Origin of the sequence: Plantactinospora sp. GCM10030261 (assembly GCF_042666615.1) — a bacterium.
GTDB lineage: Bacteria > Actinomycetota > Actinomycetes > Mycobacteriales > Micromonosporaceae > KBS50.
Genome location: NZ_JBHTDD010000001.1, coordinates 357,954 through 370,034 on the forward strand (window position 1 = coordinate 357,954; position 12,081 = coordinate 370,034).

Genomic DNA, 12,081 nt, shown 5'->3' on the forward strand with positions numbered 1-12,081 from the left:
ATGCCACCGGATCGGGCGGCGCCGATGCCGGCGGCAGCGACGGTGGGGGCGCGACCACCTCGGGCGGCCGGCCACCCGCCAGATCCACCACCCGTCCATGGTCGCTCGTCGCCGCCAACGCCGCCGCGAACAGCAGCAACTGGTTGAGCAGGTAGAGGTAGAGCAGCAGGCCGACCGCACCGGCGATCACCGTGTACGCCGGGTTGCGCTCGGTCCGGACCACCAGGATGCGCCCCAGCGTGTTCAGCAGGGTGATGCCGACCGCCAGGAACAGGATCGCCGGGCGTAGCCGCCGTCGACTGATCTTCACCCGCGGCACCGCCACCATCAGCACCGTCGCCAGCACCAGGTTCACCAGGACGCTGAGGGCACCGCTGAGGATCGACGTCCCGGCTGAGCCGGTGCTGCGCAGCAGCCAGCGCAACAACGTCTCGAGGGCGTCGATCGCCGCGACCGAGGCGCCGAGCAGCAGGAATACCCCGAGCAGCACCGCCAGGTCGATGAACCACCGGATGATGATGTTGCCCGGCTGCTGCTGGAGTCCATAGATCAACCGCTGGGAGGAGCGGATCGCTTCCACCCAGCCGACCCCCGTGAAGATCAGAATGAGCCCGCCGACCACGCTCGCCGTACCGCTGCTCTGCAGGATCCCGTTGAGATCGACGAACGGCAGGTTCTGGGCGAGAAAGTCGGCCACCGCGACCCGGACGCCGGCGCTGCGCTTGATGATCACACCGAAGACCGAGTACGCCACCAGACCGAGCGCGAAGACCGCGAAGAACCCGTAGTAGGCGATCGCCGCGGCCAGCCGCCCGCCCAGCACGTCCATGTAGCGCATGAGCGCCCGCCAGAAATGGTCGAACCACCGGGACCGGCCACGCAGCCGCGCGACCGCGCGATCAAAGCCCGCTTCGATCCGGGCGACAAGGTTCACGCCGGACATCCTCGCCGATCCCGGCCCGATCCGGCGGGTCGACCCACCCCGGTCAGCCGGCGAGCTCGAAGTCCCGCCGAGGCTGCCAGCGGGACTGGCCGCTGTGGGAGAACAGCGTGAACCGCTCCACGTCGAACAACGCGGAGAAGCCCGCGAGATCCCGATAGATCTTGTCGAGAGCCTCGGGGGCGACGTCCTGCGCCACCGTGACGTGCGGGTGGTAGGGGAACCTGGTCTCCCGGCGCAACTCGGGCGCCGCGCGGATCGCCGTGGACAGCAGCTCACACTCGCTGATCCCGGCCGCCACCGCGACGAAAACCACCTCGGTGACCGGCCGGAACGTTCCCGTCCCGCGCAGGTGCATGGTGAACGGCGGATGCTGACCGGCCACGGCGGCCAGGTGGTCCTCGACCGCAGGCAGGCCGGCGACCGGTATCTCGGTCGGCCCGAGCAGCGTCACATGTGCCGGCACGTCCGTCGCCTGAGGGTCACCCGCCTCGGCCCGGCACCGGGTCAGGAATCCACCCCAGGGCTCGGGGACGTCGATGGCGATCCCGATCTGCGTCGTCCCGCCGTCCCGCGCCCACTCCGTGCCCACCACGCTCCGTTCCACCCGGCCGCTCATCGGTTAGTGCCATCCGCCAGCGGACCCGGCCGCTCATCGGTTAGCCGGCACACCGTCCGCCGGCGGACCCGGCCGGCCCTAGTTCTCCCGTGCCGCCGGCAGGAACCCGATCCGGTCGTACACGGAACGCAGGGTGACGGAGGAGATCGCCCGCGCCTTCTCGGCACCGATCGCGAGCAGCTTGTCGAGCTGCGCGGGGTCTCCCAGGAACTCGCCGGTGCGCTCCTGGATCGGCCGCATCGCCTCGGCCACCACCTGTCCCAGGTCCTTCTTGAGATCGCCGTAACCGCGGCCGGCGTACGCGGTGACCAGATCCTCGATCGTACGGTCGGACAGTGCCGCGTAGATCGTCAGCAGGTTGCTGACGCCGGGCTTCCCTTCCGGATCGAAGATGATCTCGCGCCCGGTGTCGGTGACCGCGGAACGGATCTTCTTGGCCGATCTTGCCGGGTCGTCCAGCAGATCGATGATGCCAGCGGGCGAGGAGGCCGACTTGGACATCTTGGCCGTCGGATCCTGCAGGTCCGTGATCTTCGCGGTGTCCTTGACGATGTACGGCGCCGGCAGCGTGAATGTCGGCCCGTACAGGTTGTTGAACCGCTGCGCCAGGTCGCGGGTCAACTCCAGGTGCTGGCGCTGGTCCTCGCCGACCGGCACGGCGTCGGCCTGATACAGCAGGATGTCGGCGGCCTGCAGGATCGGGTACGTGAACAGGCCGACGCTGGCCCGCTCGGCGCCCTGCCGGAGCGACTTGTCCTTGAACTGCGTCATCCGGCTCGCCTCGCCGAACCCGGTGAGGCAGCTCAACACCCAGGCGAGCTGCGCGTGCTCCGGGACCTGGGACTGCACGAACAACGTGCACCGGTCCGGATCGAGCCCGGCGGCCAGCAACTGGGCGGCGGCCACCCGGGTGCGCTGGCGCAACACGGCCGGATCGTGGCCAGCCGTGATCGCATGCAGATCCACGACGCAGTAGAGGGCGTCGTGGGTGTCCTGCAACCGCACCCAGTACCGCACCGCGCCCAGGTAGTTTCCAAGGTGGAACGAGTCGGCGGTCGGCTGGATGCCGGAGAGCACCCGAGGCCGGGCGGCAGCGTCGGACATGCCGGCATTCTGTCAGTTGCGTCGCTGCTCCGCGACGACCCCCCGCCCCACCGGCGTCCCGCCGCCCGGCGCAGCCGGTGACCCGGCCGAAGACTGCTGATCCGACGGCACGACCGGTGTCGACGGCACGGCCGGTGTCGACGGCACGACCGGTGTCTGCGGCACGACCGGTGTCTGCGGCACGACCGGTGTCGACGGCACGACCGAGCCCGGCGGGACCGGGGCGATGCCCACCCGGTCCACCCGCCGACCGTCGAGCGACAGCACGCGCAGCATCCACCGGCCGTTCCGGGACGGCATCTCGTCACCCCGCTCCGGGACCACCACCTCCACCTCGTCCCCGATCTCCGGCAGCCGGCCCAGTGCCGCCATCACGAACCCGCCGACGGTCTCGTACGGCCCGGAAGGCAGGTCGATACCGGCCCGCTCGGCGAAGTCGGCGAGGTTGAGCCGGCCGTCCGTCTCCACGGCGAACCCGGCCGGCAGGTAGTCGGGCGTCGTGTCGTACTCGTCGTGGATCTCGCCGACCAGTTCCTCGATCAGGTCCTCGAGGGTGACGATCCCGGCCGTCCCGCCGTACTCGTCGACGACCACGGCCAGGTGTTGCCGCTCCCGGCGCATCTCACTCAACGCGGCCAGCACCCGCTTGCTGCCGGGTAGCCGCTTGACCTCCCGGATCAGGTCGCGCAGCGTGGTGCGGTCGTCCTCCGGCCGATGCAGCAGCACGTCCCGCAGATGGACGAAGCCGATGACGTCGTCGTGCGTACCGTCGACAACCGGGTAGCGGGTGTGCGTCTCAGCCCGTACCAGGTCCGCCGCCTCGGCCAGGGTCAGCCGGGCGGACAGGAAGACGACCTCCGTACGCGGCATCATCACCTCGCGCACCAGGCTCGCTCCGGCGGCCAGGACCTCGTCGATGATCCGCCGTTCGACCGGGTCCAACCGGATATTGGCCGCCACCAGGTCGCGCAGTTCGGCCTCGCTGATCCGCTCGCGCCCGGCCGCCCGGCTCGCCCCGAGCAGGTCTGTGACCAGGTGGATAGCCCCGTCGGCCGCCCGGACCACGATCCGGGCCACCGCGCGGGCCACCGGGCCCGGTTGTCGTGTGGGACGCCCCGGCGGACGCCGCCGGGGCCCGGGACTGCCAGACTCCCGCATGTCAGTGATGGTAGACATTGCCGGCCGCCGGCGGGCCGGACACCACCGGCAGCGGCCGTCGAGACGGCGCTTTAGGCTGACCGTACGACCCCGAGGGCCCGACGGCCCCGGCGGCGGTCACCGGCGAGTCGAGGAGAGACAGGCGTGAAGCTTCTGGTCACCGGCGGCGCCGGGTACATCGGCAGCATCGTCACCCGGATGCTGCTGGACGCTGGGCACCAGGTGGTCGTCCTCGACGACCTGCGCACCGGGTACGAGGTGGCGCTCGCCCCGGACGCACAGTTCGTGAACGCCCCCGTACACGAGGTCAGCCGGGTGGTGACCGCCGACGCCGCCTTCGACGGGGTGCTGCACTTCGCCGCGCTGATCGCGGCCGGCGAATCGATGGTCCGGCCGGAGATCTACTGGCGGAACAACACCATCGGCTCGCTCGCCCTGCTGGACGCGGTACGCGCGGCCGGCGTGCCGCGGCTCGTCTTCTCCTCGACCGCCGCGGTGTACGGCAACCCCACCGAGCTGCCCATCCCGGAAACCGCCGTCAAGTCACCCACCAACCCGTACGGGGCTTCCAAGCTCGCGGTGGACATGGCGCTCACGTCCGAGGCCGGTGCCCACGGCCTGGCCGCGGTGTCGCTGCGGTACTTCAACGTCGCGGGCGCCTACCTGCGCGACGGCGTGGCATTGGGCGAACGACACGACCCGGAGACCCACCTCATTCCCATCGCGCTGGAGGTCGCCGCCGGTCGCCGGGAGAAGTTGCAGATCTTCGGCGACGACTACCCGACCGAGGACGGCACCTGCGTCCGGGACTACATCCACGTCGAGGACCTGGCCCGGGCCCACCTGCTGGCGCTGGAGGCGGCGCAGCCGGGCGAACACCTCATTTTCAATGTGGGTAACGGCAGCGGCTTCTCGAACCGGCAGGTCGCCGAGGTGGTCCGCGAGGTTACCGGCCACCCGTTGCCGGTAGAGGTGGCTCCCCGTCGGGAGGGTGACCCGGCGGAGCTGGTCGCGTCCTCAGCCCGGGCCCGCGCCACACTGGGTTGGATCCCGGCCAAGCCGACCCTGCACGACATGGTCTCCGACGCCTGGGCCTTCTACCGCACGCACATCCTGGAGCAGCAGTGACCGACCTCGTGGCCGAGCGTGCCGCCGCCGGCTTCCGCGTGGAGTACGCCGCCGCGCCGGACGGCTGCTGGGCCGCCCCCGGCCGGGTCAACCTGATCGGCGAGCACACCGATTACAACGACGGCTTCGTGCTGCCGTTCGCGTTGCCCCAGCGCACCGTGGCGGCGGCCGCCATGACGAACCTGCCGCACTGGTCGGCGTGGTCCGAGACGACCCGGGAACGGATCTCGTTCGACGACGCCGGGTTGGCGCCCGGAGTGGTCACCGGCTGGGGTGCGTACGTGGCCGGGGTGGTGTGGGCGCTGCGCGAGGCCGGCCACCGGGTGCCGCACATCGACATCGCCATCGCCTCCGACGTTCCGCTGGGCGCGGGTCTCTCCTCGTCCGCCGCGATCGGCTCCGCGGTGCTCACCGCGCTTGTCGAGTTGGGCGGCCTGGATCTGCCGGTGGCGGACCGGCCGCGGCTGGTCCAGCGTGCCGAGAACGACTACGTCGGTGCGCCGACCGGCATCATGGACCAGACCGCGGCGATCCGCAGCGAGGCTGGGCACGCCCTGTTCCTCGACTGCCGATCGCTGACCGTCGAACACATTCCCTTCGATCTGGCCGCCGACGATCTGGCGATCCTGGTGGTGGACACCCGGGCGGCGCACCAGCATGTCGACGGCGGCTACGCCGAGCGCCGGGCGGCCTGCGAGGAGGCGGCTCGGCAGCTCGGGGTCGCCGCGCTGCGGGACGTGCCCACCGACGACCTCGACGCCACCCTGGCGAAGCTGCCCGACGAGGTGGTCCGGCGCCGGGCTCGGCACGTGGTGACCGAGAACCAGCGGGTGCTGGACACCGTGGCGCTGCTGCGGAACGGCCGGATCCGGGAGATCGGTCCGCTGCTGACCGCGTCCCACGCCTCGATGCGGGACGACTTCGAGATCACCGTCGGCGAGGTGGACACCGCGGTGGACACGGCGCTGGCCGCCGGGGCATACGGTGCGCGGATGACCGGGGGCGGCTTCGGCGGTTGCGTCATCGCCCTGGTCGACGCGGGCGCCGCCGAGGCCGTCGCCGCCGCGGTGGCGGAGGCGTTCGCCGGGCGCGGGTACGCCGAACCGCGTTCCTTCACCGTGCTGCCATCGGCCGGCGCCGAGCGGCTGTGAACGACGGCGCCGCCCAGTCCGTGGCTACTCCGCGGCGACGATCATCCCGGCGCCGACTGTCCGGTTGGTGGTCTCGTCGATCAGGATGAACCCGCCGGTGGCCCGGTTCCGCCGGTACTCGTCGGCCAGTAGCGGCACGGTGGTCCGCAGCCGCACCCGGCCGATCTCGTTGAGTGTCAAGCCGGTCGCCGTCTCGTCCCGGTGCAGCGAGTTGATGTCCAGCCGGTAGTGCAGGTCGCGGACCACCGCCCGGGCCGACCGGGTGGTGTGCTTGACGGCGTACCGGCCGCCGACGGTGAGCGGTCGAGTCTCGTCCAGCCAGCACACCATCGCCTCGATGTCCTGCGCCGCCCGGGGAGCGTTGTTCGGCCGGCAGATCATGTCGCCGCGGGAGACGTCGAGTTCGTCGGCGAGCCGAACGGTCACCGACATCGGCGGGTACGCCTCCTCGACCGGCCCGTCGGCCGTGTCGATCGCCGAGATGCGGCTGGTGAAGCCGGACGGCAGCACCATCACCTCGTCACCCGGCTTGAGCACGCCGGAGGCCACCTGGCCGGCGTACCCGCGGTAGTCGGTCACCGTGGTCGACTGCGGGCGGATCACGTACTGCACCGGGAACCGCACGTCCACCAGGTTGCGGTCCGAGGCGATGTGCACCCGTTCCAGGTGGTGCAGCAGGGACGGCCCCTCGTACCAGGGCGTGTTCGGCGACCGGCTGACGATGTTGTCCCCGTGCAGCGCCGAGATCGGCACGACGGCCAGATCGGGCGCCTCCAGCTTGGCGGCGAACGCGGCGAACTCGTCGGCGATCCGCTCGAAGGCCTCCTGGGACCAGTCAACGAGATCCATCTTGTTGACGCAGAGCACCAGGTGCGGCACCCGCAACAGGGAGCAGAGGAAGGCGTGCCGCCGGGACTGCTCGACGAGGCCCTTGCGGGCGTCGACCAGGATCAGTGCCAGGTCGGCTGTGGACGCCCCGGTCACCATGTTGCGGGTGTACTGGATGTGCCCGGGAGTGTCGGCGATGATGAACTTCCGCCGCGGCGTGGCGAAGTAGCGGTAGGCGACATCGATCGTGATGCCCTGCTCCCGCTCGGCGCGCAGCCCGTCGGTGAGCAGCGCCAGGTTGGTGTACTCGTCCCCCCGGGCGGCGCTGACCGCTTCCACCGCCGCCAGTTGGTCGGTGAACAGCGACTTCGTGTCATACAGCAGCCGGCCGATAAGCGTCGACTTGCCGTCGTCGACACTGCCCGCGGTGGCGAACCGGAGCAGGTCCATCGCGCGGGGCTCGGCCGCCGGGGCCGGATCCCGCAACGCCTCGGTCGTCATCAGAAGTAACCCTCCCGCTTGCGGTCCTCCATCGCGGCTTCGCTGGTCCGGTCGTCCCCACGGGTGGCGCCGCGCTCGGTGATCCGGGTGGCGGCCACCTCCTCGATGACGGCGGTCACCGTGTCTGCGTCGGAACGGACCGCGGCGGTGCACGAGGCGTCCCCGACTGTCCGGTAGCGCACCCTTGCCCGGAACGACCGTTCACCATCCCGCAACGGCAGGTGCTCGGTGATGCCGTACAGCATGCCGTCCCGCTCGACCACCTCGCGCTCGTGCGCGTAATAGATCGGCGGCAGCGGCAGTTCCTCCCGGGCGATGTAGTGCCACACATCCAACTCGGTCCAGTTGGACAGCGGGAACACCCGGATCGACTCGCCGGGGTGGTGCCGGCCGTTGTACAGCGACCACAGCTCCGGACGCTGGTTCTTCGGATCCCACTGACCGAAGTCGTCCCGGAAGCTGAAGATGCGCTCCTTGGCCCGCGCCTTCTCCTCATCCCGCCGCGCGCCGCCGAACAGCGCGTTGAAACGGTACTTCTCCACCGCGTCCAGCAGCACCGGGGTCTGGATCCGGTTGCGCGTCCCGTCGGCTGGCTCCCGGACCAGGCCACTCTCCAGGGCCTCCGGCACGCTGGCCACCAGCAACTGCAGCCGCAACTCGGCGACCCGCCGGTCCCGGTAGGCGAGGACCTCGGCGAAGTTGTGTCCGGTGTCGACGTGCAGCACGGGGAACGGGATGCTGGCCGGTGCGAACGCCTTCTGCGCGAGCCGGAGCATCACGATGGAGTCCTTGCCGCCGGAGAACAGCAGCGCCGGACGCTCCAACTCCGCGACCACCTCGCGGAAGATGAATACGCTCTCCGACTCGAGCGCAGCCAGGTGCGAAACCCGGTAGGCCGCGGGGGAAGCAGCACGCTCGCTCATACCATACCTTTCCGGTAGGTGAAGCCGACTCGTGGCGACCTTACCCGCAGTGGCGTTGCAGCGCCGCAAGTAACCGAGGAGCGAGATCCTTCCGGCACACCACGAGATCCGGCAGGCGCGGGTCGGCCTCGTTGTATTTCAGCGCAGATCCGTCGATCCGGGAAGCATGTAGTCCCGTGGCCAACGCCACCGCGACCGGCGCCGCCGAATCCCACTCGTACTGCCCGCCGGCGTGGACGTACCCGTCGACGTCGCCGCCGATCACCGCCGCGATCTTCGCGCCGGCCGAGCCCATCGGCACCAGCTCGGCCCCGACCTCGTCGGCCAGGTCGGTGAGGAACACCGGCGGTCGGCTGCGGCTCGCCGCCAGCCGGATCCGCTGACCCCCTCCACCGCCGGCCGTCATCGGCGGGTAGGCGGGCGGGAAGTCGGTGCCGAGCACCCGATGCTGCGCGGGCAGGGCCACCGCACCGGCGGCCAGGCCATGCTCGTACGGCGTCCGCCGGGCCCAGAGCGCCACGTGCACCGCCCAGTCGGTGCGCCCCTCCTCGGCGAACTCACGGGTGCCGTCCAGCGGGTCGATGATCCACACTCGGTCCGCGGTCAGCCGCGGCACGGTGGCCTCGTCCACCTCGGCCGCCCAGGCCAACCGGGACCCCTCGTCCTCCTCGGAGAGGACCGCGTCCGCCGGTCGCCACCGGGCCAGCTCGGTCCGTACCAGATCGTGGGAGACCTTGTCTCCGGCGGCCTTCAGCGCGCCTGGGTCGCCGAATCCGACGTCGGCGCGCACCTCTATCAGAGCCTGCCCGGCGCGGGCCGCGAGCCACCTGGCGAACGCCCCGTCGATCACCGGTGGGGCCGCCATCAGCGGCCACCTCGCGGCATCACGGTCACGGTCCGCGTCATCACCGATCGCCTCCTCCAGCTCGTCCGCCCTGTCCAGCGGCGGACGTCCGAGCCAGCCTACAAGCCGGTGGCAACGAAACGTCGCACCCGCACGGCCCGACGAGCGGGTCGGCTCACCCGCCGTGGTACGCGTTCTGCGTCCATTCGAGACCGCGGACCACGACCCCCTCCACCACGTCGGCCGCCCGGTCCACCAGGAACTCCAGTTCCTTGCGCTCGACCGACGAGAAGTTGCTCAACACGAAGTCGGCGGGGTCCTGCCGGCCGGGTGGGCGGCCGATGCCGAACCGCACCCGCACGTAGTCCTTGGCACCCAGGGACCGTGACATCGACCGCAGCCCGTTGTGCCCGCCCTCACCGCCGCCGCACTTCACCCGCACCTGCCCGTACGGGATGTCCAGCTCGTCGTGCACGGCCACCACCTGCGACAGCGGCACCTTGTAGAACCGCGCGAGGCCGGCCACCGGACCACCTGACAGATTCATGTACGTCAGCGGCTTGGCCAGGACCACCCGCGGGCCGCCCAGCCCGAGCCGCCCCTCGGCCACCTCCGCGTTCGCCCGCCGGTGCCGGCCGAAGCGCGCGCCGATGCGCCCGGCCAGCAGGTCGGCCACCATGAACCCGACATTGTGCCGATGGTCGGCGTACTCCCTGCCGGGATTACCCAGACCGACCACCAGCCACGGATGGGTCTCCTCAGACACCTGCACCCCTCGGCCCGACTTCCACTTCCACAACGACAACAGGCGCCCCCGGCCGGGAGCGCCTGTTGTCATCGGCTCGTCAGCTCTCGGCGCCGGCCTGGGCCGGGGCCTGCTCGCCCGCCTCGGCGCCCTCGGCGCCCTCGGACTCGGCGCCCTCGGCACCCTCCTCCGCCTCGGCCGGCTCCTCGACCTCGCCGGCCTCGGCCGCCATCTGCTCGGCGGTCGGCGCCGCGGTGATCACGGCGACCACCGTCTCCCGCTCGGCGATCAGCTCGGTGCCGGCGGGCAGCGGCACATCTCCGGCGGTGACCTGCGATCCCGGCTCCAGGCCCTCGATCGACACCTCCAGCGACTCCGGCAGCCGGGTCGCGTCGGCCTGCACCGACAGCGTGTCGTGCTCGTGCATGACGAGGGTGTCCCGGGCCGGCTCGCCGGTCAGGTGCACCGGCACGTCCACGGTCACCTTCTCGCCGCGCCGGACCAGGATCAGGTCCACGTGCTCGAAGGTGTCCTTGATCGGATCACGCTGGATCGCCTTCGGCAGGGCCAACGCCCGGGTGCCGTCGCTGATCTCGATGTTGAGCAGCTGGTTCGCGCCGCCGTGCCGGATGGCGGCGGCGAACTCCAGCGCGGGCAGGGCGATGTGCTTGGGCTTCTCGCCGTGGCCGTAGAGCACGGCAGGCACCAGGCCGGCCCGGCGGGTTCGGCGGGCACCACCCTTGCCGAACTCGGTGCGGGGCTCGGCGCTGATCTTTACCTCGGACACGGGAAAACTCCTGATATGGTCGCTGCGGCGGTCTCGTCTTCGATCGTCGTCTTGGTGCGGTGCGTCTCGGTGCGCTGGGCGAGGGGCTCGCTGGGGCTGGAGCGTCACGCAATGCCCGGAGCACCGCGTCGATGACGGCGCCTCCGCGCCGCGTTATCCGCGTCCCGCAGGGCTCCCTCGCCGTGGCAACCGCACCAGTCTACCCGAGAGCACATCGCGTCATTGCGGGGGCATCCACCTGCGATTCCTCACTGCCGGCGAGCCGGCGCCACGACCCGCCGGATCGCGGGTCGTGGCGGACTGGCCCAGCCCCATCGGCGCAGGGCCCATCGGCGCAGGCTCTAGCTAGCTAAGCCCGCCGAACAGGGTGGTCACCGAGCCGTCGTCGAAGACCTCCCGGATGGCCCGGGCCAGCAGCGGCGCGATCGACAGCACGGTGATCTTGTCGAGCCGCTTCTCCGGCGGCAGCGGCAGCGTATTGGTCACCACGACATCGCTGATCCGGCTGTTCTTCAGCCGCTCGGTCGCCGGGTCAGACAGCAGCGCGTGCGTCGCCGCGACGAGCACCTCCGCCGCACCTGCCTCGTGCAGGATCTCGGCCGCCTTGCAGATGGTGCCACCCGTGTCGATCATGTCGTCGACGATCAGGCAGACCCGGCCCTCCACGTCGCCGACCACCCGGTTCGCCACCACCTGGTTCGGCTTGAGCGGGTCCCTGGTCTTGTGGATGAACGCCAGTGGGCAGCCGCCCAGCCGATCGGTCCACCGCTCCGCCACCCGGACCCGCCCCGAGTCCGGCGCCACGACAGTCATCGGGCGTCCGGCGTACTTGCGTTCCACGTACTCGGCCAGCACGTCCATCGCGAACAGGTGGTCCACCGGGCCGTCGAAGAAGCCCTGGATCTGCGCGGTGTGCAGATCAACGGTGAGGATCCGGTTGGCTCCCGCTGTGCGGAGCAGGTCGGCCACCAGCCGGGCGGAGATCGGCTCCCGGCCACGGTGCTTCTTGTCCTGCCGGGCATACGGATAGAACGGCAGCACCACGGTGATTCGCTTCGCCGAACCACGCTTCAGCGCGTCGACCATGATGAGGGTTTCCATCACCCACCGGTTCACCCCGTGCGTGACGGACTGGACCACGAAGGCGTCGGAGCCGCGGACCGACTCCTTGAAGCGTACGAAGATCTCACCGTTGGCGAACTCGTACGAGTCGGACGGCGTCGGTGCCACTCCAAGCACCTCGCCGATCTCCTGCGCCAGCTCCGGAAACCCCCGCCCGGAGAAGAGCATCAGGCTCTTGCGATTTTCGGCGACGATGCTGCCCATCGGCTCGGCTACTCCCGTAGTCGGACG

11 protein-coding genes and 1 pseudogene are annotated in these 12,081 nt (G+C 70.7%); 2 read left to right on the forward strand and 10 right to left on the reverse strand.

The window, feature by feature from the left end; genetic code table 11:
* Window positions 1–70 precede the first annotated feature (70 nt).
* The 4 genes and pseudogenes from ACFQUZ_RS01760 to ACFQUZ_RS01775 form a co-directional block, all read right to left on the reverse strand.
* Window positions 71–934 (reverse strand): annotated as a pseudogene (locus tag ACFQUZ_RS01760) (YihY/virulence factor BrkB family protein); the annotation flags it as partial.
* 52 nt (window positions 935–986) lie between these two features.
* Entirely contained in the window at window positions 987–1,559 is a 573-nt protein-coding gene (locus ACFQUZ_RS01765) for a 2'-5' RNA ligase family protein (protein WP_377436994.1), read from the reverse strand.
* Between the two features lie 78 nt (window positions 1,560–1,637).
* Complete coding sequence (gene trpS / locus ACFQUZ_RS01770; RefSeq protein ID WP_377436995.1) at window positions 1,638–2,663, reverse strand: tryptophan--tRNA ligase; 1,026 nt, start codon at window positions 2,661–2,663, stop codon at window positions 1,638–1,640.
* A gap of 12 nt (window positions 2,664–2,675) precedes the next feature.
* A complete protein-coding gene (locus tag ACFQUZ_RS01775; protein ID WP_377436996.1) occupies window positions 2,676–3,821 on the reverse strand; it encodes a hemolysin family protein in 1,146 nt (381 codons plus the stop codon).
* Window positions 3,822–3,965: 144 nt separating this feature from the next.
* Between ACFQUZ_RS01775 and galE the strand changes: the two genes are divergently transcribed.
* Both galE and galK read left to right on the forward strand, forming a co-directional pair.
* Window positions 3,966–4,949: a UDP-glucose 4-epimerase GalE gene (galE, locus tag ACFQUZ_RS01780; RefSeq protein ID WP_377436997.1), complete on the forward strand. Its 984-nt coding sequence runs from the start codon at window positions 3,966–3,968 to the stop codon at window positions 4,947–4,949.
* Window positions 4,946–6,100, forward strand: a complete 1,155-nt coding sequence (galK, locus tag ACFQUZ_RS01785; protein ID WP_377436998.1) for a galactokinase — start codon at window positions 4,946–4,948, stop codon at window positions 6,098–6,100. The genes galE and galK overlap by 4 nt, the downstream gene beginning before the upstream one ends.
* A 24-nt stretch (window positions 6,101–6,124) precedes the next feature.
* Here the strand turns inward: galK and ACFQUZ_RS01790 are convergent, their stop codons facing one another.
* The 6 genes from ACFQUZ_RS01790 to ACFQUZ_RS01815 all read right to left on the reverse strand — a co-directional run bounded on the left by ACFQUZ_RS01790 (window position 6,125) and on the right by ACFQUZ_RS01815 (window position 12,054).
* Entirely contained in the window at window positions 6,125–7,429 is a 1,305-nt protein-coding gene (locus ACFQUZ_RS01790; RefSeq protein ID WP_377437000.1) for a sulfate adenylyltransferase subunit 1, read from the reverse strand.
* The gene (gene cysD / locus ACFQUZ_RS01795) at window positions 7,429–8,352 is read right to left on the reverse strand and encodes a sulfate adenylyltransferase subunit CysD (RefSeq protein ID WP_377437001.1); all 924 of its coding nucleotides are present in this window, start codon (window positions 8,350–8,352) and stop codon (window positions 7,429–7,431) included. The genes ACFQUZ_RS01790 and cysD overlap by 1 nt, the downstream gene beginning before the upstream one ends.
* A gap of 40 nt (window positions 8,353–8,392) precedes the next feature.
* Window positions 8,393–9,217 carry a 3'(2'),5'-bisphosphate nucleotidase CysQ gene (locus ACFQUZ_RS01800; RefSeq protein WP_377437002.1) on the reverse strand — a complete coding sequence of 275 codons (825 nt, stop codon included), beginning with the start codon at window positions 9,215–9,217 and terminating at the stop codon, window positions 8,393–8,395.
* 154 nt (window positions 9,218–9,371) lie between these two features.
* Window positions 9,372–9,962 (reverse strand): aminoacyl-tRNA hydrolase, encoded by a 591-nt coding sequence (gene pth, locus ACFQUZ_RS01805; protein ID WP_377437004.1) that lies wholly within the window; start codon window positions 9,960–9,962, stop codon window positions 9,372–9,374.
* A 79-nt stretch (window positions 9,963–10,041) separates the two neighbouring features.
* Window positions 10,042–10,728: a 50S ribosomal protein L25/general stress protein Ctc gene (locus ACFQUZ_RS01810; RefSeq protein WP_377437006.1), complete on the reverse strand. Its 687-nt coding sequence runs from the start codon at window positions 10,726–10,728 to the stop codon at window positions 10,042–10,044.
* 345 nt (window positions 10,729–11,073) lie between these two features.
* Entirely contained in the window at window positions 11,074–12,054 is a 981-nt protein-coding gene (locus ACFQUZ_RS01815) for a ribose-phosphate diphosphokinase (protein ID WP_377437007.1), read from the reverse strand.
* Window positions 12,055–12,081 lie beyond the last annotated feature (27 nt).

What these genes read in the sequence shown, in the direction of transcription:
- ACFQUZ_RS01765 (WP_377436994.1), bottom strand. Translation starts at nt 1,559, where the DNA reads ATGAGCGGCCGGGTGGAACGGAGCGTGGTGGGCACGGAGTGGGCGCGG.
- trpS (WP_377436995.1), bottom strand. Translation starts at nt 2,663, where the DNA reads ATGTCCGACGCTGCCGCCCGGCCTCGGGTGCTCTCCGGCATCCAGCCG.
- ACFQUZ_RS01775 (WP_377436996.1), bottom strand. Translation starts at nt 3,821, where the DNA reads ATGCGGGAGTCTGGCAGTCCCGGGCCCCGGCGGCGTCCGCCGGGGCGT.
- ACFQUZ_RS01790 (WP_377437000.1), bottom strand. Translation starts at nt 7,429, where the DNA reads ATGACGACCGAGGCGTTGCGGGATCCGGCCCCGGCGGCCGAGCCCCGC.
- cysD (WP_377437001.1), bottom strand. Translation starts at nt 8,352, where the DNA reads ATGAGCGAGCGTGCTGCTTCCCCCGCGGCCTACCGGGTTTCGCACCTG.
- ACFQUZ_RS01800 (WP_377437002.1), bottom strand. Translation starts at nt 9,217, where the DNA reads ATGGCGGCCCCACCGGTGATCGACGGGGCGTTCGCCAGGTGGCTCGCG.
- ACFQUZ_RS01815 (WP_377437007.1), bottom strand. Translation starts at nt 12,054, where the DNA reads ATGGGCAGCATCGTCGCCGAAAATCGCAAGAGCCTGATGCTCTTCTCC.